General features: G+C 43.7%; 24 protein-coding genes and 3 pseudogenes. 8 read left to right on the top strand and 19 right to left on the bottom strand.

What is annotated here, in order from left to right:
* Nucleotides 1–70 precede the first annotated feature (70 nt).
* From ywpJ to ywpG, 4 genes and pseudogenes are all read right to left on the bottom strand, one after another.
* The gene (gene ywpJ / locus PUN35_RS17490) at nucleotides 71–928 is read right to left on the bottom strand and encodes a phosphatase YwpJ (RefSeq protein ID WP_014481140.1); all 858 of its coding nucleotides are present in this window, start codon (nucleotides 926–928) and stop codon (nucleotides 71–73) included.
* Nucleotides 929–933: 5 nt separating this feature from the next.
* On the bottom strand, nucleotides 934–1,710 hold the full coding sequence (gene glcR, locus PUN35_RS17485; protein WP_003244075.1) for a transcriptional regulator GlcR: 777 nt from the start codon (nucleotides 1,708–1,710) through the stop codon (nucleotides 934–936).
* 223 nt (nucleotides 1,711–1,933) lie between these two features.
* A complete protein-coding gene (gene ssbB / locus PUN35_RS17480) occupies nucleotides 1,934–2,275 on the bottom strand; it encodes a single-stranded DNA-binding protein SsbB (RefSeq protein ID WP_014481141.1) in 342 nt (113 codons plus the stop codon).
* A gap of 76 nt (nucleotides 2,276–2,351) precedes the next feature.
* Nucleotides 2,352–2,734, bottom strand: a pseudogene (gene ywpG / locus PUN35_RS17475) (DynA interaction protein YwpG).
* Nucleotides 2,735–2,908: 174 nt separating this feature from the next.
* Here ywpG and PUN35_RS17470 point away from each other — a divergent pair.
* Nucleotides 2,909–3,319 carry a YwpF-like family protein gene (locus PUN35_RS17470; RefSeq protein WP_014481144.1) on the top strand — a complete coding sequence of 137 codons (411 nt, stop codon included), beginning with the start codon at nucleotides 2,909–2,911 and terminating at the stop codon, nucleotides 3,317–3,319.
* Nucleotides 3,320–3,458: 139 nt separating this feature from the next.
* Here PUN35_RS17470 and PUN35_RS17465 read toward each other — a convergent pair.
* A pseudogene (locus tag PUN35_RS17465) lies at nucleotides 3,459–3,851 on the bottom strand (class A sortase); the annotation flags it as partial.
* Nucleotides 3,852–3,924: 73 nt separating this feature from the next.
* Nucleotides 3,925–4,077, bottom strand: a pseudogene (locus PUN35_RS22515) (prealbumin-like fold domain-containing protein); the annotation flags it as partial.
* Nucleotides 4,078–4,110: 33 nt separating this feature from the next.
* On the opposite strand from PUN35_RS22515, the gene PUN35_RS17455 reads away from it, so the two are divergent.
* Nucleotides 4,111–4,947 carry a sensor histidine kinase gene (locus tag PUN35_RS17455; RefSeq protein ID WP_014481147.1) on the top strand — a complete coding sequence of 279 codons (837 nt, stop codon included), beginning with the start codon at nucleotides 4,111–4,113 and terminating at the stop codon, nucleotides 4,945–4,947.
* 47 nt (nucleotides 4,948–4,994) lie between these two features.
* Here PUN35_RS17455 and mscL read toward each other — a convergent pair whose 3' ends face one another.
* Together mscL and fabZ are read right to left on the bottom strand one after the other, a co-directional pair.
* Nucleotides 4,995–5,390, bottom strand: a complete 396-nt coding sequence (gene mscL, locus PUN35_RS17450; RefSeq protein WP_072592613.1) for a large conductance mechanosensitive channel protein MscL — start codon at nucleotides 5,388–5,390, stop codon at nucleotides 4,995–4,997.
* Nucleotides 5,391–5,462: 72 nt separating this feature from the next.
* Nucleotides 5,463–5,888: a 3-hydroxyacyl-ACP dehydratase FabZ gene (gene fabZ / locus PUN35_RS17445; RefSeq protein ID WP_003221796.1), complete on the bottom strand. Its 426-nt coding sequence runs from the start codon at nucleotides 5,886–5,888 to the stop codon at nucleotides 5,463–5,465.
* A 191-nt stretch (nucleotides 5,889–6,079) separates the two neighbouring features.
* On the opposite strand from fabZ, the gene rapD reads away from it, so the two are divergent.
* The gene (rapD, locus tag PUN35_RS17440) at nucleotides 6,080–7,144 is read left to right on the top strand and encodes an aspartate phosphatase RapD (protein WP_014481149.1); all 1,065 of its coding nucleotides are present in this window, start codon (nucleotides 6,080–6,082) and stop codon (nucleotides 7,142–7,144) included.
* Between the two features lie 22 nt (nucleotides 7,145–7,166).
* Here the strand turns inward: rapD and flhP are convergent, their stop codons facing one another.
* The 5 genes from flhP to PUN35_RS17415 form a co-directional block, all read right to left on the bottom strand.
* Complete coding sequence (gene flhP, locus PUN35_RS17435; protein WP_014478212.1) at nucleotides 7,167–7,976, bottom strand: flagellar hook-basal body complex protein FlhP; 810 nt, start codon at nucleotides 7,974–7,976, stop codon at nucleotides 7,167–7,169.
* A 32-nt stretch (nucleotides 7,977–8,008) separates the two neighbouring features.
* Nucleotides 8,009–8,821 carry a flagellar hook-basal body complex protein FlhO gene (gene flhO / locus PUN35_RS17430; RefSeq protein ID WP_014481150.1) on the bottom strand — a complete coding sequence of 271 codons (813 nt, stop codon included), beginning with the start codon at nucleotides 8,819–8,821 and terminating at the stop codon, nucleotides 8,009–8,011.
* 162 nt (nucleotides 8,822–8,983) lie between these two features.
* Entirely contained in the window at nucleotides 8,984–9,985 is a 1,002-nt protein-coding gene (gene mbl, locus PUN35_RS17425; RefSeq protein WP_003227776.1) for a cell shape-determining protein Mbl, read from the bottom strand.
* A 165-nt stretch (nucleotides 9,986–10,150) separates the two neighbouring features.
* Nucleotides 10,151–10,432, bottom strand: a complete 282-nt coding sequence (spoIIID, locus tag PUN35_RS17420) for a sporulation transcriptional regulator SpoIIID (RefSeq protein ID WP_003221804.1) — start codon at nucleotides 10,430–10,432, stop codon at nucleotides 10,151–10,153.
* 14 nt (nucleotides 10,433–10,446) lie between these two features.
* The gene (locus PUN35_RS17415) at nucleotides 10,447–10,557 is read right to left on the bottom strand and encodes a protein usd (protein WP_010886628.1); all 111 of its coding nucleotides are present in this window, start codon (nucleotides 10,555–10,557) and stop codon (nucleotides 10,447–10,449) included.
* Nucleotides 10,558–10,781: 224 nt separating this feature from the next.
* Between PUN35_RS17415 and PUN35_RS17410 the strand changes: the two genes are divergently transcribed.
* The gene (locus PUN35_RS17410; RefSeq protein WP_003227771.1) at nucleotides 10,782–11,195 is read left to right on the top strand and encodes a MarR family winged helix-turn-helix transcriptional regulator; all 414 of its coding nucleotides are present in this window, start codon (nucleotides 10,782–10,784) and stop codon (nucleotides 11,193–11,195) included.
* 21 nt (nucleotides 11,196–11,216) lie between these two features.
* Nucleotides 11,217–12,407, top strand: coding sequence for an MFS transporter (locus tag PUN35_RS17405; protein WP_014481151.1), 1,191 nt, complete (start codon nucleotides 11,217–11,219; stop codon nucleotides 12,405–12,407).
* A gap of 81 nt (nucleotides 12,408–12,488) precedes the next feature.
* On the opposite strand, the gene PUN35_RS17400 is transcribed toward PUN35_RS17405, so the two are convergent.
* The 5 genes from PUN35_RS17400 to PUN35_RS17380 form a co-directional block, all read right to left on the bottom strand.
* Nucleotides 12,489–13,895, bottom strand: coding sequence for a right-handed parallel beta-helix repeat-containing protein (locus PUN35_RS17400; protein WP_014481152.1), 1,407 nt, complete (start codon nucleotides 13,893–13,895; stop codon nucleotides 12,489–12,491).
* Nucleotides 13,896–14,000: 105 nt separating this feature from the next.
* Nucleotides 14,001–15,473: an allantoin permease gene (gene pucI / locus PUN35_RS17395; protein WP_014481153.1), complete on the bottom strand. Its 1,473-nt coding sequence runs from the start codon at nucleotides 15,471–15,473 to the stop codon at nucleotides 14,001–14,003.
* A 180-nt stretch (nucleotides 15,474–15,653) separates the two neighbouring features.
* Nucleotides 15,654–17,012: an MFS transporter gene (locus tag PUN35_RS17390; RefSeq protein ID WP_014481154.1), complete on the bottom strand. Its 1,359-nt coding sequence runs from the start codon at nucleotides 17,010–17,012 to the stop codon at nucleotides 15,654–15,656.
* Nucleotides 17,012–17,581: a hydrolase gene (locus PUN35_RS17385; protein ID WP_014481155.1), complete on the bottom strand. Its 570-nt coding sequence runs from the start codon at nucleotides 17,579–17,581 to the stop codon at nucleotides 17,012–17,014. The genes PUN35_RS17390 and PUN35_RS17385 overlap by 1 nt, the downstream gene beginning before the upstream one ends.
* 183 nt (nucleotides 17,582–17,764) lie before the next feature.
* Entirely contained in the window at nucleotides 17,765–18,229 is a 465-nt protein-coding gene (locus PUN35_RS17380; RefSeq protein ID WP_014481156.1) for a hypothetical protein, read from the bottom strand.
* Between the two features lie 281 nt (nucleotides 18,230–18,510).
* On the opposite strand from PUN35_RS17380, the gene amtB reads away from it, so the two are divergent.
* The 3 genes from amtB to bcrC all read left to right on the top strand — a co-directional run bounded on the left by amtB (nucleotide 18,511) and on the right by bcrC (nucleotide 20,851).
* Nucleotides 18,511–19,725, top strand: a complete 1,215-nt coding sequence (amtB, locus tag PUN35_RS17375) for an ammonium transporter AmtB (RefSeq protein ID WP_014481157.1) — start codon at nucleotides 18,511–18,513, stop codon at nucleotides 19,723–19,725.
* A gap of 11 nt (nucleotides 19,726–19,736) precedes the next feature.
* Nucleotides 19,737–20,087 (top strand): P-II family nitrogen regulator, encoded by a 351-nt coding sequence (locus PUN35_RS17370; protein ID WP_003221829.1) that lies wholly within the window; start codon nucleotides 19,737–19,739, stop codon nucleotides 20,085–20,087.
* 182 nt (nucleotides 20,088–20,269) lie between these two features.
* Complete coding sequence (bcrC, locus tag PUN35_RS17365; protein WP_014481158.1) at nucleotides 20,270–20,851, top strand: undecaprenyl-diphosphate phosphatase BcrC; 582 nt, start codon at nucleotides 20,270–20,272, stop codon at nucleotides 20,849–20,851.
* Between the two features lie 40 nt (nucleotides 20,852–20,891).
* On the opposite strand, the gene PUN35_RS17360 is transcribed toward bcrC, so the two are convergent.
* Complete coding sequence (locus PUN35_RS17360) at nucleotides 20,892–21,314, bottom strand: VanZ family protein (RefSeq protein WP_014481159.1); 423 nt, start codon at nucleotides 21,312–21,314, stop codon at nucleotides 20,892–20,894.
* Nucleotides 21,315–21,329: the final 15 nt, after the last annotated feature.

The raw sequence follows: 21,329 nt of genomic DNA, 5'->3' as shown, positions 1-21,329 counted from the left end.
CACGCCGAATTTCCAAAAAATCCGTTACGCCGGTTATCAACAGAATGCGCTTTTGGAGCAGCACATATACCTACATCAAATGTTTCATCATATGTGCGACACCATGTTCGTCATTGGTTAAGGTGACCGCATCGGCTATCGATTTGATATCTTCCCGGGCATTGCCCATCGCTACACCTTTTCCCGCAGCCTCCAGCATCGATTTGTCATTTAAACTGTCACCTACAGCAGCGGTTTCCTCGAGCGGAATATTCAGCTGTTTTGCAAGCCTCTTCAGCGCCTGCCCCTTGGAAGCTTTGCGGGAAGAAAGCTCAAAGTTGTGCTCAGCCGAACTGACAAGCGTCAAATCTTCGGCATGCTCATATCTTTTCCAGCCTGCCTCAAGCTTTTCTTTGAAGAAAGAAAAGCCGAGAATATTGTAAAAATCGATTGGCTGATCGGCTTCAAACAGCTCTTGAAAGGAGTTAATGTAAGCAAAGCCCGATTGGCTGTATTGCACCTCGGCCGCCTGCTTAAGGACAGAAAGATCTGTTTCCGGGTTTGCGCTTCTGAATCTGTCCAGCTCAACATCAAGAAGTTCTCTGCCGTTTTGCGGCGTATAAATCGCTGAACCTGTGAATACCTCATAATAATAGTTTTCCGACTCAAGCCATGAGAGAATGTCATACGCCCGTTTCTTATCAATCGTTTCGTGATGATAAAGCCTGCCGTCGGGATCGTGAATGACGGCGCCGTTTGCACTGATGACCCATGTTTTGATCCCCAGCGGTTCAAAGATTGACATGACGTCAAAATGAGCGCGCCCAGTTGACACCACCACTTCAATGCCGTCCAGCTGCGCCTGCCGCAGTGCGTTTTCATTTTCCAAGCTTACCTGATGCTTGCTGTTGAGTAAGGTTCCATCTAAATCAATCGCAATTAATTTCACGTTTGTCAGTCCTTTCCTTCATCCTGCTCTGTCACGAGAAGCTCAACGCCGTTTCGGTCAAGCAAGTCACAAAATGCCTGATTCGGAAGCCTGTCTGTAATCAAAAGGTCGATTTCATTCAGCTCCGCATACTGATAAAAACTGGTGCTGCCCAGCTTAGAATGGTCTGCAAGCGCGATTACCTGCTTTGCCTGCTGTATCATTTTCCGCTTCACCATGCCATCCTCTTCATGCGCAATTGTAATGCCATGTTCGGAAATGCCGACCACACCAATCAGCGCTTTATCAACATGGTAGCTTGAGAGCTTTTCAATCACAGAGGACCCGTACAGAAAGCGGTGCTCCTTTTCCAGCTTGCCTCCCAGCAGATAAATTTCAATTCCCTCTTTATCGGACAGCACATCCGCAAGATTAATCGAATTGGTGATTACGGTACAATCAACCGCATTCAAATGCTTTGCACATGCCTGAACAGTTGTAGAGGCGTCTAAAATCACCCGGTCTCCATCATGAATAAGCGATGCTGCAAGCCTGCCGATCTTATTTTTTTCCTCAGACACTGTTTTCAGGCGGCCGGAATAGCTTTGAATTTTCTGATGCACAGTCGGTAAAATGGCGCCGCCTCTTGTGCGGATGATGGCATTCTGTTCCTCAAGTTTCACAAGATCTCGTCGCGCTGTATCCCTTGACACTTGCAGGAGCGTACAGATCTGCTCCGTTGTAATTCGGTTATGCTGTTTTAAAAAATCCAAAATCGCTACTAATCTTTCTTCTTGGTACACGCCCTCATTCCTTTTCTCAGCAATCATTTATAAGTAATTATAAGTTTTTATTTGATTTTATTCAACATTAATAAGTGATTTTAAGTAAAAATGCGTCGAGAGAACCAATTTTTCCTAAGTAGGCAAAAAGAAAGAACCAGTCTGGTCGACTGGTCAATTTTGAGGGGATGATGCGAAGATCCGGATAATAGTGAATGGATAGATAACGGGAGGAGCAGGGGTGTCAATCAGCAGCTTTTTCCCGGGGTTTAGGGTCCATAAAACGAACAGTGTCAGCCAACACTTCTGTTACATACACGTTAACGCCTTCCTCGTTTTCATAGCTTCTTGTCTGAATCCGTCCGCTTACGCCGACGAGAGAACCTTTTTGGCAATACAACGCCGTGTTTTCAGCTGTTTTTCTCCAAAGTGTGCAATTGACGTAATCAGCTTCGATTTCACCTGAAGCATTCTTGAAGCTGCGGTTCACCGCGAGCGTAACATGTGCAACTGCCGCACCGGTGGAAGTGTAGCGAAGATCAGGATCTTTTGTAAGACGTCCGACAAGCATGACCTGATTGAACATGCGATTCCTCCTCTCCTTGCGGTTGTATGTATTGTAAATGATGCAACAAGAAAAGAAAAACGCTTAAAAATGGCTTTCAGCCTCTGTTTTTATCTTTCGTTTTCATTTTTCCTTCAGCTAAAAACATCTTTTGCTTTTTTCCTTTGAAGAAATATGTACTTTTTAAAAAACAGAAAAAGATTTGCTTTGTCAGCCAGTTTTGCGTATTCATGCGCACATAGGAAGAGCCATCCCACGCAAACCACTGAAAGCTCAATTTTTTTCCGGCATTGACAGCTTGATTTTATACTGCTCCATGCCATCTTGTGTTTCGTATAAAAAACTTATTCTTCCTTTTTTGTTCAGATGAACCTCAAACACTTCTTTACGGCTTAACATATATGTTACTTCCTTTTGAATCAAATGGCTTTCAGAAGGAGCGCCGTCAATATAAATTTCTTTTAAACGAAATTGATTCATACCACATCTCTCCGTAATCCATAGTCAGTTACAGTATAATGAAAAAATAGAAATTATTAAATGTTTCGCTCATACAAAATTCTTTAGCCCCAGCATTGCAGGATTTTTTCCTCGAAAACGTTTATGTTATAATGGAAGGCAAGAAAACTTTGGAAGTAATCGGGGTGAGAAGAAATGAAAACCTTTAAACTGGTTGACCTGAATGTGGAACGAGTGGACAAGGAAGAACAATCAATCGAACAGTTTCCCCTTATTGACGGACTGATTATAAATAAAGAAGACGGTGAAAATCACTGGCTGATTGAGGCGCTTGTACAGAAAGAACATCTGTCTTTTTTTGAACAGCTTCTAAACAGCCAATCTGAAGCCAAAGTATTTGTAACGATCACGAAAAAAAGCAATCGCCCCGCCCAGCTGACAGCAGCAGTGAAAAATATCGTCAAGCTGGAAGAAAGCATCCAGGTTTTACTCTATGGACAAATGGTCACAAGAAAACAGCAGGGCACTGAAACCATTCTCGAGTCCCTTGTAAAAGAGGGCTATACAGGAACAAAACTCATTGAAGCATTTAAGCAAAAGTTATAAATATGAGGGGGCATGTTCCCCAAAACAGACACAGAACCGAAGAGCATCACAATAGACATTTAGAATAGATATGTTCTGCATGAAAAAAGCTGCCGTTTTGAACGGCAGCTTTTCTCTTCGTGCTTTCACACTTGCATATTTAATTTGTATGGCCAAAAGAATCAACCAATTCCCCTTTCACAACAAGGCGCCCTTCAGTTTTGACAGCCTTGTCACATGTGATTAGCGTAATCTCTTTTTTGTTTGTCTCCTCAATTACATCTGCATCCATTTCCGATATGATGTCTTTAGATGTTACAGAATAGATATAATCCTTTTTAAAATCCGTGATGACAATTTGGGCACCTGTTTTTATGTTTTCCAGAGGTCCGAACAGAAGATTCTTTTGCTTCAAATGATGGCCCGCCAACGGATAATTTCCCTCACCCATTTTTTGATCCGGGCGCATTGTTGCCGCCCCTATCAAAAGATTTTCATTGGTTGTGCCTTTTACGATCGGAAGCTCCAGATCGACACTTTTAATTGTTATCCGCCGCCTTGATTGTGAAGTAAAAATAAGTACATTTCACGTGCTTTCGACGTTCTCCACTTGACTGGAATGCTTTAATGGCGATCCCGGCATCTGTAGCTTCAGGCTTTCCTTCAGAGGAATCAGAAATCTCAAACTCTATTTTCTCAGTGTTCAGCACATAACCGGCTGGCGCTTTCGTTTCAACAAAAGCGTATTGTCCCGGTGCAAGGCCTGAAGCTGTGACTTTATGATGCCGGATATGACTGGTTTCGAAGTCTGTATGAAAATTCGCGAACGATTCAGCATGGTTGATCTTCCGGTTCTGATCATTACAGCTGCCATTATCGGCCATGACAAATACAAGGCTTTTCATGCCGGAGCGAATGACATTTTGCAAAAACCCTATCATTACTCTGAATTTATGGCGCGTATTCAAAACCTGATCATGATGAAACATACAGCAAATCAAGCCACAAGAATGGAAATAGCGTTTCTCCAGTCGCAAATCAAGCCTCATTTTCTTTATAATGTATTAAACACGATTATTTCTCTCACTCATTTGGATATTGAAAAGGCCCGGGAGGTAACAGAGGAATTTACCAACTATTTAAGAATGAGTTTTGACTTTCAAAATACATCAGCCATCAGTTCCTTCAGACATGAGCTTTCGATTATCAATTCCTATCTTTCTATAGAAAAGACGCGATTCGGTAATCGGCTTGAGGTTCTTTTCGATATAGATGAAGACATTGACTTTATCCTTCCGCCTTTAATGATTCAGCCCTTGGTGGAAAATGCCGTTCTTCACGGTGTCAGCAAGAAAAGTGGCGGAGGATGGATCAAACTGACAGCTAAAAAACAAAGCAAAAATGAGTATCACATCAAAGTAAAGGATAACGGTGCGGGGATGCCTCCGGAAAAACAAAAAGATCTCTTATCTGCGGATTTCGATCGCAGCGTCGGGTTGAAAAATATCAATCAGCGGCTGAAACATTTTTGCGGAAGCGAGTTGATGATCATCAGCACTCCGGATGCAGGCACCTCTGTCTCAATGCTCATTCATCTCGCTGAAACAACAGAAAGCCCCGCGGGACTGAAGGACATAGAACGAACCTAAACGAAAATTGAGATAAAAAAAAGACGCCGTTTATAACGGCATCTTTTTTATTCCGAAGACTTTGCTTGCTGCTTCAGCAGGTCTCTGATTTCTTTCAGGAGCTCCTCCTGCGCATCCATCGCTTCCTCCGCAGCCTCTTCTTCTGCTGCTTCTTTTTTGCGCCTTAACCCATTCAAAGTCCGAATGACGATAAAAATGGAGAACGATATAATTAAGAAGTTCACAATCGTCTGTATAAAGCTTCCATATTTCACTACAGCATCGCCAAACGTAAACGACAGGCCTGAAAAGTCAAGCCCTCCCAGCAGCAAACCGACCAAAGGCATAATGATATCATTTACTAGAGATGTGACGATCTTTCCGAAAGCGCCGCCTATCACAACACCAATCGCAAGGTCTACGATATTCCCCCGCATGGCAAAGGCTTTAAATTCATTCCACATACAATCACCTGCTTTTCTATATTTGTAAAGAAAAAAAGACAAATGTGCCGCTGGCCATTTGCCTTTTTTCAATTATTCTCCGAGGGCAAAAGTCAGTTCTACTTCGCAAACGACTTCGCCATCAACTGTGGCAACGCCTTTTCCGCGCCCGATTGTGCCGCGGGCACGAATGATTTCAACCTCAAGGTGAAGCTGGTCACCAGGCTTGACTTGTTTTTTAAAGCGGCAGTTATCAATGCCTGCAAAAAAAGCCAGTCTGCCGCGGTTTTCTTCTTTAATCAACATCGCAACAGCTCCGACTTGAGCGAGTGCTTCTACGATTAATACGCCGGGCATAACCGGGTACTGAGGAAAATGTCCGTTAAAGAACTCTTCATTAGCGGTTACATTTTTATAGCCTTTTGCCCGTTTGCCCTCTTCAACTTCCGTAATCCGATCCACAAGCAAAAACGGATAACGGTGAGGAATAATTTCTTTAATTTGCTGAGTATCAAGCATTGTCTTGACATCTCCTTCATCTGCATTAGTATGTATAGCAATCATCAAAGATCCAATCTGTACATTTGAAAAGTATATTATGAATTAATCTCTTTTTCAACCGCGCTAAAATGTAACCAACTGTCAATGAGAGCCGTCAAAAGTTATGATATGATAATTATAGATTTTACCAATAGCAAAGAGGTAGGAAAATGATTTCGAAGTTTATTGAAAAAAGAATGCTAAACATGTTAGACGAGTGGTATTCCGCAATGAGCAAACGCAAAATGAATCACGTTTGCACACTGAAAGAGAAAATTGACCAGCACCTTCCAAAGATCAAAAAGAACACAAAACTTTGGATGCGTTATCAATTGTTTCAGGCCCGCCATCAGCTGCTTTTTGAAAACCAGAACGGACTCGATTCATTGTTCGATGACCTATATGGCCTGGAAGACAAAATGGATGATGAATTGAAATATTATCTGTATTTTTTCTCTGGGTTATATGAGATGGTAAAAACAGCTCCGAAACATGCAGTACATCATTTTAAAAAAGCTGAACAGTACCTGGCCGCCATTCAAAATACGTTTGAAGCCGCTGATTTATATTATCAAACCGCCGGCGCCTATTACTTGATGAAATCACCGCCGCTTTCCATCCAATACGTCAAAAAAGCATTACACATCTATTTGCACCAATTCGGCTATATCAAAAAGGTAATCACCTGTAAGCTTTTGCTCGCCGTGAATTATATTGATCAAGAACGCTATGAAAAAGCTGAACAGCTTTTCAAAGAAATCATTAAGAAAACCCAGCAACTACATGACGAAAACCTGCTATGCCACGCTTATTATAACCTTGGCTTTTTAAAAGCGACCGAGAAAAAAGACCAGGAAGCGCTTCTTTACTTTAGAAAAGTATTAAAGAATCAAGAATTTGAAATGAATTCACCAGTCTCATATCTTCATTGTGTGTACGAGTCTGTCAGAGCGCTTTTTAAAACAGGGAACATCACAGAAGCTAAAGCCGTCCTTCAAAAAGGAAAAGAATTATCTGAAAAGGTAGACATTCAAACCATTTATTTAAAATTAAAAACGCTTGAAGCCCTCTACACCTCAGTGGAAGATCCCTATGAGCAGCTGCTCGAATATGTGCTTGAATTAGAAAAAATCGAGGCGTGGGTGGATTTAGAAGTGCTGTTAGAAGATATTACGGAATACTACAAAAAAAAGGACGATTTCGAAAAAGCCGCTTTTTTTATCATGCGCGGCTGATTGAAAAACGCCCATTTTCTTATTATCTGACTGAATTGATTAAACCGAGCATTTGATCTCCCATTGTGATCGTTCTGCTGTTCAGCTGATATGAACGCTGGGACGTGATCAAATCTGTCATTTGTTCTGAAATATCGACATTGGACATCTCAAGTGAGCCCTGCTGCATGCCGATGTTTTGTCTATTAGCGCCGTTTAGCTCTTCAAAAGCTGCCGCATTATCAATAGAGAAAAGGTTATTCCCTTCGGATTTCAGCTCTTGAGGGTTATTCACTTGGACAACGCCAAGATTAAACCGCTGAACCGCGTTTCCGTCAGATGCGGTTAAGGTGCCGTTCTTATTGATGGTGATATTCTTCATTGAGCTGTCGATGTTCACTGTATTGCCGTTCTCATCAAGTACGGGATACCCATTTCCAGTGACGAGCTGCAGCTGGTTGGCATTCGCAGCGGACGGCGTTACATACAGCGCCCCGTCCCTCGTATACTGGCGGTTTCCATTTACATTTACCTGAAGATACTGGTATGGAGACGTAAATGCGATATCCAGATCGCGATCGGTCTTCTGAATGCTTCCTTGATCAGAGACCAGGCGTGAATTCATCATCGCTCCGACGCCAAGGCGTAAGCCGGGCGGCGTTTTTCGGGCTTTTGCCACTTCCTCGTTTTTTTCATCAACCTGATCGAATTGCTGTCTGACAAGCTCAGAAAAATTCGTATCTTTTGCCTTATAGCCGGTTGTGTTGCTGTTTGAAAGGTTGCTGCTGATAGTGTCAATCTGCTGCTGCAGCTGGTTTAAGGTTGTTGATGCCGTTAGCATTGACCTAAGCATAGTTGATGTCCTCCGTTTTTTCTTCCGTTACCTTAAATTTTTCCGATCTCATTTGCTGCTTTATCCATACTTTTATCGTAAGCCTGAATAACCTTCTGATTGGCCTCAAACGATCTGTACGCTTCAGTCATTTCTGTATAGGCGCTTGTCACATCCACGTTTGAAAGCTCTGAGACGCCTTGTTTTAATGAATAAGATACCTGATTGTTTCCGGCTGCGCTTGGCAGATCATTACCGTCCGCCGTGCTGTACAAATCATTTCCGTCCCGTTTGAGATTGCGGACATCTTCCGCCATTCTGACATCAATCTGGCCGGCTGTCCGTCCGTTCGTTGTCACAGTACCGTTTTCAGACACAGTGAAATTCTCATTATCAACAGTGATTGGCTGGCGATCCGTCGATAAAACAGGGCGTCCGTTGATCGTCAGTTGATTGTTCTCATTTAATGAAAATGTGCTGCTTTTTGAGTAACGGATTCCATCCGCTGTTTGAACCGGATAAAAAAGAGCCGCGTTTTCATTGGTTTCCGCATTCATCGGAACTTGATTTTCGATCAATGCAATGTCTATAGGCTGGTCTGTGGACTTCAGGCTTCCCTGTGTAAAGAGAGGCTTAAGCTCCTGCATATATACTCCGGTATTCACGGAACCGATTTCCGTCCTCGATGTCCCGGCCGGAGATTTTGATTCTATTCTGCTGAGCAGCATTTCAGGGAACGCGCGCATCGAGCCTTGATCAGCTTTATATCCTGATGTATTTGCGTTAGCAATATTATTTGAAAGCATTTCCGTTCTTCGCTGCTGGGCAATCATTGCGGATGTTGCTGTATATAATCCTTTTAACAAATTTCCCACCTCTAAAAATGGCATTTTTTCCAGTTGTCATATAGGAACGTTCGTTCTATAATAAAAACTCAGTATTTTATCCTATTATCGTCATTTAACATCTTTTCGTGAAGGCTTTTTCATAAAAAAACCTCATTCTTTTTCAGAATGAGGTTTGTGAAATCAGCTTAGTTTGCGTTTAGGAAGCTTGTCCATATTATCAAGCATGACACCTGTGCCGATGGCTACGCAATCCATAGGATTTTCAGCAACGAGGACCGGTACCTTCAGCTCTTCAGCAAGCAGCTGGTCAAGGCCGTTTAAGAGCGCGCCTCCGCCGGTAATAATAACGCCGCGGTCAATAATATCAGCAGAAAGTTCAGGCGGTGTTCTTTCGAGCACTTGTTTCGCAGCCTGAACAATAACAGCGACAGATTCACGAAGGGCTTCTTCAACTTCTTTACTGTTTACTGTAATTGTTCTTGGAAGACCGGAAACCATGTCCCGTCCGCGAATGGAAATTTCCTCGTGACGTGCGTCTGGGAAAACAGTTGCGACTTTAATCTTAATATCCTCCGCAGTACGTTCGCCGATCAGCAGCTTGTACTCGCGTTTGATATAATTTAAGATTTCCATGTCAAACTTGTCCCCAGCCATTTTAATAGAAGAGGAGGTGACAATATCGCCCATTGAAATAACCGCGATATCCGTCGTCCCGCCTCCGATGTCTACAACCATGTTACCGCTTGGCTGGAATATTTCCATACCCGCGCCGATAGCGGCAACTTTAGGTTCTTCTTCAAGGTACACATGTTTCCCGCCGCTTTTTTCTGCAGCTTCTTTAATTGCTTTTTGCTCAACGGATGTAATATTCGTCGGGCAGCAAATGAGCATGCGCGGCTTTGAGAACAGGCCTTTTACATTCAGCTTGTTAATAAAATGTTTCAGCATTGCTTCTGTTACTTCAAAGTCAGCAATAACTCCGTCTTTCAGCGGGCGAATCGCAACAATATTCCCAGGTGTACGTCCAACCATTCGTCTTGCCTCTTCGCCAACCGCCAGCACTTTGCCGCTGTTTTTATCAAGTGCAACAACGGAAGGTTCATTCAGAACAATTCCTTTACCTTTAACATGGATCAGTACATTTGCAGTACCGAGGTCAATACCAATATCCCTTGCAAACATCTATTTATATCCTCCTTGAAAATCTGTTTCACAGTAAATATCCACATTGTGCCCTAATTATATATATTATCATAAAATATAGAAAAAAAGTTGGAAGCACAATAAGTTCTTTACAAATTTTTGCGGATGTTTTATGAACGATTTCAAGAAGGCAATGCCAGGTGATTACGATTGCTGAACAGGCTCTCCTTCGAGAATTTCATCTTTTTTATATTTGAGCTTTGTCGCTTCTCCTCCTCTTAAATGCCTGATGGATTTATGATAATCGAGTATTTCTTTCACTTCGTTTGCCAAGTCGGGGTTAATTTCAGGCAGACGCTCTGTTAAATCCTTGTGTACTGTACTTTTGGAAACACCAAATTCCTTCGCAATGACACGAACGGTTTTCTTTGTCTCCACGATGTACTTCCCTATCTTGATTGTTCGCTCTTTGATGTAATCGTGCACACCACTCGACCTCCCTAAAATGGATGTGAGAAGTGTGAAATGAGATCCGTATTCTGTAAAGAGTCGTTCATTATGCCGCTTCTTCGTTGTATGGTTTTAAAAGTAAGTTTGTGAAATATGCCCACGATCCCTCACCTCAAACACTCTCTTTGTTAGGTTTGTAACAGTGTATTAGCATTCTTTTGGGAATATGCTAAAAACTCAATAAGGACAAGGGGTGAAACGAACTTTTTCAGATTCAGCAAACTATTTCGCGTCACTAAATTTTCACCTTTACAACTATCGATCGCTCCTGTAAAATGAAATAAGCAATTAGTTACTTAGGTAAGTTTTTTAGAAGGAGACCGACATGTCCTACGTCAACAGACACCTCATTCATCAAATCAACCAAAGCGCCCGCCTGATTGCCAAGAAAGCCAATGAACAGCTAGAGCCATTCGGCCTTTATTCATCCCAATGGTCAGTTTTATATTGTTTGCGTACGATCGGACCAATGACTCAAAAAGAGATTTGGTCCTATTTAAATGTGGAAGCGCCGACTGTGACTCGGACGATCAAACGCCTGGAGGAGAACGGCTGGGTTCAGAGACGGCAAGGTGAAGACAAACGGGAAAAACTTGTTGTCCTCACAAAAGAAGCCGAGAAAAAATACGAAGAAATCAATGTGAAAATGCTGAAATTCGAGGAAGAGCTGCTTGCTGATTTCCGGGATGAAGATAAAGAAGCTTTTTCTCATTTATTCCGCATGTTTTTACAACAATGAAAATAAGGAAGTGACATACATTTGAAAAAAGCGGATGCGATATGGACCAAGGATTTTATTATGGTCCTGCTTGTCAATTTATTTGTGTTTGTGTTCTTTTATACATTTTTAACTGTATTGCCGATCTACACGCTGCAAGAGCTTGGCGGTACAGAATCACAAGGCGGGCTTTTAATCAGCCTGTTCCTTCTGTCTGCGATCATTACACGGCCTTTCTCCGGAGCCATCGTTGAGCGTTTCGGGAAGAAAAGAATGGCGATTGTATCAATGGCGCTCTTCGCCCTATCATCTTTTCTGTATATGCCGATTCATAACTTTTCCCTGCTGCTCGGATTGCGGTTCTTCCAAGGGATTTGGTTCAGCATTTTAACGACTGTTACAGGTGCAATTGCCGCTGATATTATTCCAGCCAAACGGCGCGGTGAAGGGCTTGGATACTTTGCCATGTCTATGAACCTCGCTATGGCGATTGGGCCTTTCCTTGGCCTGAATTTGATGAGAGTGGTAAGCTTTCCTGTATTCTTTACAGCCTTTGCGCTGTTTATGGTTGCGGGCTTACTTGTTTCGTTCTTGATAAAAGTGCCGCAAAGTAAGGACAGCGGCACGACTGTATTCCGTTTTGCGTTCTCGGATATGTTTGAAAAGGGCGCACTCAAAATTGCGACGGTCGGTTTGTTTATTTCTTTCTGTTATTCAACAGTCACATCATATCTGTCTGTATTCGCCAAATCAGTTGACCTTTCGGATATCAGCGGATATTTCTTTGTTTGTTTTGCGGTGACAATGATGATTGCACGCCCGTTCACAGGGAAATTGTTCGACAAAGTCGGACCGGGCATTGTCATTTATCCATCAATCCTGATTTTCTCTGTCGGACTCTGCATGCTGTCCTTCACACATAGCGGCTTAATGCTTCTGCTTTCAGGGGCGGTTATCGGTCTTGGCTACGGATCAATCGTTCCTTGCATGCAAACATTGGCGATTCAGAAATCTCCGGCTCACCGCTCCGGTTTTGCAACGGCAACGTTCTTTACCTTCTTTGACAGCGGAATTGCTGTAGGATCGTATGTATTCGGATTGTTTGTAGCATCTGCCGGCTTCTCTGCCATTTATTTAACAGCGGGGCTGTTCGTTTTAATTGCTCTGCTTCTCTATACGTGGAGCCAGAAAAAAACTGCAGAGGCTGAAGGAAAAGTGTCTATTGCAGAATAAATTTCAGGCTGCCGGGAAATCCCGGCAGTCTTTTTTGCATATAAAAAACGGCGCTCTCTAAGAGAACGCCGCTTATAGCAATTATTCAATGACAGGCCGCGCAGGTGAATCAGGATCTAACGAAAAATCATAGGACGCTTCATCACGAAACATCGGATCGGCATATATGGATTGCTGATCGTTTTTTGTTGCTTTTAGATACGACGAAAATGAATCATATTCTTTCTTTTTCCACATCCAAATGCCGTCTTGATCCGCTTCCTTGTGGTACACGTTATGATTGACCGTATTTCCTTCATTTTCTGTAAAATCGTTTCCGATAAATAATCTGGAATCACCGGCCGTCAATATATTCTTTTCAATTGTGTTGTTTTTCGTATCGTACTGCAGCAGCAGCTGTCCGCCGTACAGTCCCTTTGTGTCATTCCGGTACATAATATTGCGGGCAATCAGAGAATTGCTGGTGCCGCCCCGCTTTTTGTCATATCCTCCGATTGAAATACCGGTGTACGCATTGTTGTACACTTTGTTGTCAGTGATCTGAATGGCATTTGCATACTTTCCTTTGTGTTCAGACGTTGCTTCAATCCCAATATCGTTATCGTAAACTGTGTTGTTCTTAATTTCGATCTTGTGTCCTCCATCGACATAAATCCCGCCCGCTGAGTATTCATCTCCATAAGCAGGATTGCCGTAAGTCGAGTTTTGATAAACTGTATTGTTTTCTACGATTCCGTTTCGCACGTAATCGTTTTTATCCGCGGTTCCCTCATAACCAATTAGATCAATCCCGATGTTGTTATTGTTGCGGACCACATTGCCTGCAACTGTGAAGCCGTCGATATTACCGTTCAGCACAACTGCTTCACTCGCTCCAAGCGTCAGTTTCTCAACTGTATTGTCCTCGATTTGGATGTCTTTCATGCTGCCAGTCCCATAAACTGCGATTCCGTGAGCATTTCCTTCATCCGCAGTTGTCTTAATACCCCGGATGTGATTATCCTTAATGGCAATATGACTGCTGGACCCTGATACATAAATCCCTATAGCAGTTGCTTCCTCAGATGAAACAGAAAGATCTTGAATTGTTAAACCGCTGATGGCAATGTCATGTTTATCGTGAATACGAATAAGCGGTGTTTCATATTCAGCGTTCGTAATGGATTCACCGCTAATCACGACGTTTTCATTTTCATAGTTTCGGAATGTGATAGGCTTTCCGTCCGTACCGCTGTGCTTTACATCAAGGGTCTCATGATACGTGCCCTCCCGAATCATGACAGTTGTGCCGGCAGCAGCCTTCTCAGATGCGTGTGCCAATGTACGAAACGGTTTTTCTTTTGTTCCTTCATTTTGATCACTGCCATTTAGCGAAACATACAGATAATCCCCAGATCCTTCCTCATTCGCTTTTGTCTTATCATAAACGAAAGCGAGGATGACAGACGTTAAAACACCCGCCAAAAGAATAAAATACCATTTTCTCATTTTCGATTCCCATTTCGTTTTAGAATAGATTTCTAAAACAATTATAAATGTTTAATTTATGGAAAACCATTTCAAAAATATGAAAATATACCGTCTAAATAGATCTTATTCAGCCTGGCTGACCTGCGCATGTTCAACCGTTTCAATTGCCAATGATGCAGGCGGGTGAACACGCATCAGAACAATGTAGAAAAGAAAGGAGATTAGCACACCTACAAACCAAGAAATATCGTATAAGCTTTTCAATGCAGGAACATACATGCCAATCAGCGAAATCAGCGCTCCTAACATTGTGGCTGCAAACGCACGGTAATTGTAGCCCTTCCAATACACATACCGTCCTGTTTCGGAATACAGGTCATCTACCGAGAGCTCACGTTTGCGAATGATAAAATAGTCGGCCATCATCACGCCTGCCACCGGTCCAAGCATGCCGCCTATTAAGCCAAGAAACGCATACACGCTTGTCGCGCTCTCCATCAGCTTCCATGGAACCGTAAATAAAGCGAGCAACGCTGTGATAAAGCTGCCACGTTTGAAATTGATATATTTCGGCAGGGCATTCGCTATATCATAAGCGGGCGATACGATGTTCGCCGCGACATTTACAGAGATCGTGGCGATGCAGAGTGTGATCACGGACAAGACGATGACATAAGGGTTATCAAACCGCGCCAAAATATCGACAACATCCCAAATCGGCTCTCCGAACGCGACCTGCGAGCCGGAGGTCACCGTAATACTTGCGAATGCGAAAAGCGCAAACGTTCCCGGCAAGCCGTAAAATTGTCCTTTGATTTGCTCTTTTTGTGTTTCAGCAAACCGTGTAAAATCAGGTATATTTAAGATCAATGTCGCCCAGATGCCGATGATGCCAGTAACTCCGGCAGCAAACGGCCAGAATGTTTCTGAAAACGTATGAAACTTTCCTGGTTGAGAGTATATCGGGCCCAATCCTCCGGCAATATCAACGGCCCACCATACCATGCCGCCAAATACCAGATACACTAAAGGCCCTGCCCACACCTCAAAACGTTTAATCGACTCCATGCCGTGATGCAATACGAGTAAATGAATGGCCCAAAAGAATACAAAGGAAAGCAAACCGGACAAGTGAATGCCGAGAATGTTCCACTCGCCGCCAATTTCTCCCCAGCCTGGCCACATATTCAAAAGCAAAATGTTCAGTGCCGTGCTGCCCGCAAAGGTCTGGATGCCAAGCCACATGATAGCTGTAAACGCCCTTAGAAGCGCGGGGATATTCGCGCCGTATATCCCGTAAGAAGCCCGAATGATCACGGGAAACGGCAGCCCGTATTTTGTCCCCGCATGGCCGTTTAAAGCAAGAGCGCCAAATAGGATAAGTGATGCCGTAATAATGATCGCCAGCACCTGCCAAGGCGAAAGGCCGATCGCAATTAATCCTCCCACGGTCGCGTAGGTCGGTATGTTATGTATACATCCCATCCAAATGGAGGCAAAGTTCATTGCTTTCCACGTCCGTTTTTCCTGTCCCAAAGGCACCAGATCTTCATTGCTCAGCCTGTTGGATTGCTGCTGACTCTCTTTTAATTTCATAGCCGGCTCCCCTTTCCATATTGTCTATATGTCATCACATGTTATGTTTTTTGACATTAGATGTCACTTAATATAACTGAAAGGTCAGACAATAACACTGGCTATGATATACAATTTTCCCGTCTGTATTTGAACAGCTTAAACAAGAAAAAGAGACAGACCTCAGAGCCCATCTCTTTCTTAAGATGCAGTTTTCATTAATGCAGCAAATCTCACAGCCATTAACAGGCTTGCTCCGCCCGCTATGATCATAATGATTCCCATCATATCAAAATGGGCTGCCGTGATTTCTTTACCAAAAAGAATGCCAAGGATCACCGAAGACAAAATCGATCCTAGGTAACGGCAGGTTTGAAACAGGCCTGAAGTCGTTCCTACCATGTTGGAAGGACTCGTTTTCAGCATCGCTGCCTGAAGCGCGACATTTCCCAGTCCGTAGCCTATACCCAAGAGCGATAGAATGAGGCCTTTCCCAATGGTCTCGACATTGATAAAAAAGATGGTTAAGAGCACGGCTCCAGCCGTCATCAAAAGCGCTCCCGCAAAGATCGGTTTGACGACACCAGATCGGTCGATCCATTTTCCAGTTAAAGGTGACACAACGATGCTCATTCCAGACATAAACAGCATAAACAGGCCGCTCGTTTGAACAGAAAGATGCATTTCATCCTGAAAGTAACTTGGCAGACCAAAAAATAAACAATAGAAGAAAACATTCAATAAAATAAACTGAACATACACGGCTGACAGGTTTCGCTGTGTTTTAAACAGACGGACATCAATAAACGGCTTATCCGTTTTCAGCTCGCGCCAGACAAACGCACAGAGCAGAAGCAAGCCAAGCACACCTTCAACCGCATGCGGCGACGTGCTGAACGACAGCAAAAAGGATAGAAGGAAAATGATTCCCCCGGCAAATAAAACAATTCCAAGAATGTCGAGCTGCTGAATAATGGTTTTGATTCCTGCCCCTTTTTTCTGATCTTTCGGGAACATATACAGGCCCAATAAGAAGCTGAGGATAATAAACGGCAAATTAACGATAAAGATCGCCGGCCAGCCTCCCCATACAATCAAAAAACCGCCGACTGTCGGCCCCAGCGCCGTCATGGCGGACGCAAAAATAGAGAGTACAGCCAAGGCTGAAGCTTGGCGCTCATGAATATGATTCCGAATCAAGCCGACACCTGACGGATAAATCGCGCTGCTCCCCACCGATTGAAACAGCCGCATGACCAATAATGTCATAAACGTCGGCGCAAACGGCGCCCCGATGGCAGAAACCGCAACAAGAATAAGCCCGAATAAAAACAAGCGTTTCCGCCCAATCAAATCACCGAGCTTTCCCGTAACCGGCTGCGCTACGGCACTCGCCAAGTAAAACGAGGAAATCAGCCAGGAAACCGTTGTAAACGAGAGGTGAAACTCATGCTGGATGCTATGGAGCGCAAGAGAGATCATAGACGAGTTCAGCGGATTCAGCATTGTTCCCGAAGCCACCGCTGTTAAAAAAACAGCCCGGCTTTTTTTCGACAACATCATTTCACTTGTTCCAGAAACTCTTCCGTCGTTCGCGATTTACCGATTCTCGGGAAAATAAAGCGCAGTGTGGCTTCATGCTCTTCATCGCTAAATGTGGACATGGCATCTGTAATAAAAATCTGCTGATAGCCAAGCTGAAATGCCTCCCGTGCTGTGCTTTCCACCCCGATATTCGTTGCGATGCCGCACAATACAATCGTATCAATGCCGCGCCGTCTCAGCTGCAAGTCTAAATCTGTGCCAAAAAAAGCACCCCATTGCCGTTTTGTCACAGTATAATCGCCATCCTGCACACCCATTTCCGGAACAAATTCAGCCCAGTCCGCCGGCATTTCCCCTGAACCTCCCTGCGCAGGCTCATCCGTTTGCGGCTTCAGTGCGTCCGCTCCATCATGAAAGGCTACATTTACAAAGCTGATGAACCCGTTATGTTTCCGAAATTTATCTACGAGCTTTTTCGCGTTCGGGACAACCTGGCCGCTTTGATCAATCGGCACAATTCCCTTTTGTAAATCAATGATAACCAATGCTGTTTTTTGAAAATCAATGTTGAGTGTATTCATCATACGTCTCCTCCTGATACTGTTAGTGTTTCTCACATTGCATATTTTACTCTTCACACTGCCTAAGTTCTTTTATGATGCTTGTGAAATTCTCAGAAGGAGCGTTGTCTCATGATTTTTCTTTTATGTAGTAGTAACAGGTTGTGCATACGAACAAACCGGCAAGCACTGTAATCATAAGGGGCGTCATCGCTTCATCACCTGCCTGCTGTCTATCGGTTCCTGCCTGAAAATGCCTATGAATTTGCGGCGGTCCATCCAAAGCAGGATGAGACACATAACCATTAATATCGTGCTAAGATCCTGCACGCCAATATCAAAACAATAGTTAATCAAGACGATGTTCACAATAATGGGCATAAAAATAACCGCCCCTAATGCAGCCGTTCGCGGAATCAGTAATAAAACAGCTGCCAGGATTTCACCAAAACCTATAAACAGTTCATAGACATGAGAATAACCGAAAAATGTCCACGCGATCGTAAACCCCTTCCCGGCAGCCGCCTCGATTTCAGGCGTCACCTCGCCAAACTGGCCAATTACCACTTTCGCCAGACCGTACACGAAAAAATTAAAGGCTAAAAACAATCGGAACGTCGCAGGAATCGACTTGCGTAATGCTCTCCTCAGCCTGCCGCCTTTATTCATCATACATCCCCCTCAGTGTATTATTTGATGTAGTACACTTAATACAGTATAGAGTATTCTAATTAATGTCAATTCCCTTTTCCGCCCATATGAATAGCTTCTTTTATAGATATAAAGTCTTATATTGTAAAAAATGCCGTTCTCCTTTCTTTCCGTCCCTCGATAACATTTCTTAAAAAACATGTCAGGAAATCTTACATGAAAATGTTTTATCGTTCTTTTTTCTCTATAATGAAGAAATATAATAATTGCTTTTTATTCTGAAAGATACGGAGGAATGAGACATGCAAATGGGCGATACAGTTTTTATGTTCTTTTGCGCTTTACTCGTGTGGCTGATGACCCCGGGATTAGCGTTATTTTATGGAGGAATGGTAAAGAGCAAAAATGTGCTGAGTACTGCCATGCACAGTTTCTCTTCCATTGCCATCGTTTCCATCGTTTGGGTGCTGTTCGGATATACACTTGCCTTCGCACCAGGCAATTCAATCATCGGCGGGCTGGAGTGGGCCGGCCTCAAAGGGGTCGGATTTGATCCGGGAGATTACAGCGATACCATCCCCCACTCGTTATTTATGATGTTCCAAATGACGTTCGCCGTTCTGACTACAGCGATTATTTCCGGGGCTTTCGCAGAGCGGATGCGATTCGGCGCTTTTCTTTTATTCTCGGTTTTATGGGCCTCTTTGGTTTACACACCCGTAGCGCACTGGGTATGGGGCGGCGGCTGGATCGGCCAGCTTGGAGCGCTCGATTTCGCCGGCGGCAATGTTGTTCATATTTCCTCCGGTGTGGCAGGACTTGTTCTTGCCATTGTGCTAGGCAAACGGAAAGACGGCACAGCGTCTTCTCCGCATAACCTCATTTACACCTTCTTAGGAGGAGCTTTGATTTGGTTCGGCTGGTTCGGCTTTAACGTCGGCAGCGCTTTGACTTTAGATGGTGTAGCCATGTACGCGTTCATCAACACAAACACCGCGGCTGCAGCCGGGATCGCCGGCTGGATCGTAGTAGAATGGATCATTAACAAAAAACCGACAATGCTCGGAGCGGTATCTGGCGCAATCGCCGGGCTTGTCGCCATTACGCCGGCTGCCGGATTTGTCACACCGTTCGCTTCCATTATTATCGGCATCATCGGCGGAGCTGTTTGTTTCTGGGGAGTATTCTCGCTTAAAAAGAAATTCGGATACGACGACGCGCTTGACGCCTTTGGCCTGCACGGGATCGGCGGCACATGGGGCGGAATCGCAACAGGATTATTCGCAACAACCTCTGTTAACTCAGCGGGCGCAGATGGGTTATTTTACGGTGATGCAAGCTTAATCTGGAAACAAATCGTCGCCATCGCCGCCACTTATGTTTTTGTATTTATTGTCACTTTCGTTATTATTAAATTTGTAAGCCTCTTCCTTCCCCTTCGCGCAACCGAAGAAGAAGAGTCACTTGGGCTTGACTTAACGATGCACGGGGAAAAAGCATATCAAGATTCTATGTGAGGAGTGACGCTATGAGCGGCCAAATGTTCAAGGTAGAAATTGTAACGCGTCCGGCAAATTTTGAAAAGCTGAAGCAGGAACTCGGAAAAATCGGAGTGACCTCTCTGACTTTCTCCAATGTACACGGCTGCGGCCTTCAAAAAGCACATACGGAGCTCTATCGAGGGGTAAAAATAGAAAGCAATGTATACGAGCGTTTAAAAATAGAAATTGTGGTCAGCAAGGTTCCTGTTGATCAAGTGACTGAGACCGCTAAAAGGGTGCTGAAAACGGGATCACCGGGTGACGGTAAAATATTTGTCTATGAAATCAGCAATACGATCAACATCCGCACAGGCGAAGAAGGACCTGAAGCACTTTAATATCGGTACGAGATTCGGACACTCCGGATCTCTTTTTTTGTGCACAGAATCCCCCTCCAGAAACCGCGATTCCTCTTCGAATTCTCTTCAAGCGCCGTTATTTCAGACAATCTCTATTTTTATTTGAAACTTTTCATGAGTAAGATTAGTCTACTAAATATAAAAATGTAAAAGGTGATTATTTGAACTACGAAATTTTTAAAGCAATCCATGGACTATCTCATCACAATTCAGTTCTCGATTCCATTATGGTCTTCATAACGGAATATGCCATTATCGCCTATGCCCTTATCCTATTGGCAATCTGGCTGTTTGGGAACACACAAAGCAGAAAACATGTGCTATACGCAGGCATCACAGGAATTGCAGGCCTTGTGATCAACTATTTGATTACGCTTGTTTATTTCGAACCGCGCCCGTTCGTTGCGCATACAGTGCATACACTGATTCCGCATGCTGCGGATGCTTCATTTCCAAGTGACCACACGACAGGCGCATTAGCGATTTCTATTGCGATGCTTTTCAGAAACCGCAAAATCGGCTGGCCGCTTGTCATTTTTGGGCTTTTGACAGGCTTTTCGAGAATTTGGGTGGGACATCACTATCCGGTAGATGTATTGGGCAGCCTCGTTATCGCCATCATTATCGGGTTCCTTTTCTTTAGATTTTCAGATCTGCTTCGCCCGTTCGTCGATTTGGTCGTGAGGATCTATGAAGCCATTATCAATAAACTGACGAAAAAACCAACCGATCAAAATTTCTAAGAAAGACAAAAGCCGGCGTCTTTAACCAAGACAGCCGGCTTTAATATTTCTCATACATCTCTTGTTTTCTTCGCTTCGCCAACACATATAAAACATAAAACAATCCAATACCAACAGCATCGATGAGCACATCCCGAATACAACCGTTCCTGCTGAAGAAGAGCTGAAGAACTTCTGTAAAAAAAGCAAACGCAAACGAACCGGCTGAAGCTGATCTTATGCTGCCCCGCTGTTTCCACAGCAAATATGTCAGCACAAAGAAGGAAAACGCGTGTCCGATTTTTTGAATAAACGCTTCAGGTACAGTAAGCTCAGTAAAATCCATAACTAAAAATTGAGACAGTTCAGGGTGCGGCTGAAAATGAAAAGCCACCGTTTGCGATACGACCATGCCGCTGAAGCTTTCCGTACAGACAGAAAGCAGGATAAAAAAGATCCAGCCTGCGAGCAATAGGCGGTTCATGACATAACCTCCTTT

This window comes from Bacillus sp. N3378-2at (assembly GCF_033412715.1).
GTDB lineage: Bacteria > Bacillota > Bacilli > Bacillales > Bacillaceae > Bacillus > Bacillus subtilis.
The sequence above is the reverse complement of the archived record's forward strand: the minus strand, read 5'-3'. Positions and strand labels throughout refer to the sequence as shown.

Bases quoted from the DNA above. Each gene is read 5' to 3' on its own strand.
- flhP (WP_014478212.1), bottom strand. From the start codon at position 7,976: ATGCTTAGGTCAATGCTAACGGCATCAACAACCTTAAACCAGCTGCAG.
- PUN35_RS17380 (WP_014481156.1), bottom strand. From the start codon at position 18,229: ATGATGAATAAAGGCGGCAGGCTGAGGAGAGCATTACGCAAGTCGATT.
- PUN35_RS17370 (WP_003221829.1), top strand. From the start codon at position 19,737: ATGAGCGGCCAAATGTTCAAGGTAGAAATTGTAACGCGTCCGGCAAAT.
- PUN35_RS17455 (WP_014481147.1), top strand. From the start codon at position 4,111: ATGAAAATTCGCGAACGATTCAGCATGGTTGATCTTCCGGTTCTGATC.
- amtB (WP_014481157.1), top strand. From the start codon at position 18,511: ATGCAAATGGGCGATACAGTTTTTATGTTCTTTTGCGCTTTACTCGTG.
- PUN35_RS17390 (WP_014481154.1), bottom strand. From the start codon at position 17,012: ATGTTGTCGAAAAAAAGCCGGGCTGTTTTTTTAACAGCGGTGGCTTCG.
- PUN35_RS17400 (WP_014481152.1), bottom strand. From the start codon at position 13,895: ATGAGAAAATGGTATTTTATTCTTTTGGCGGGTGTTTTAACGTCTGTC.
- PUN35_RS17410 (WP_003227771.1), top strand. From the start codon at position 10,782: ATGTCCTACGTCAACAGACACCTCATTCATCAAATCAACCAAAGCGCC.
- pucI (WP_014481153.1), bottom strand. From the start codon at position 15,473: ATGAAATTAAAAGAGAGTCAGCAGCAATCCAACAGGCTGAGCAATGAA.
- ssbB (WP_014481141.1), bottom strand. From the start codon at position 2,275: ATGTTCAATCAGGTCATGCTTGTCGGACGTCTTACAAAAGATCCTGAT.
- PUN35_RS17385 (WP_014481155.1), bottom strand. From the start codon at position 17,581: ATGATGAATACACTCAACATTGATTTTCAAAAAACAGCATTGGTTATC.
- rapD (WP_014481149.1), top strand. From the start codon at position 6,080: ATGATTTCGAAGTTTATTGAAAAAAGAATGCTAAACATGTTAGACGAG.
- PUN35_RS17360 (WP_014481159.1), bottom strand. From the start codon at position 21,314: ATGAACCGCCTATTGCTCGCAGGCTGGATCTTTTTTATCCTGCTTTCT.
- PUN35_RS17470 (WP_014481144.1), top strand. From the start codon at position 2,909: ATGAAAACCTTTAAACTGGTTGACCTGAATGTGGAACGAGTGGACAAG.
- fabZ (WP_003221796.1), bottom strand. From the start codon at position 5,888: ATGCTTGATACTCAGCAAATTAAAGAAATTATTCCTCACCGTTATCCG.
- mbl (WP_003227776.1), bottom strand. From the start codon at position 9,985: ATGTTTGCAAGGGATATTGGTATTGACCTCGGTACTGCAAATGTACTG.
- mscL (WP_072592613.1), bottom strand. From the start codon at position 5,390: ATGTGGAATGAATTTAAAGCCTTTGCCATGCGGGGGAATATCGTAGAC.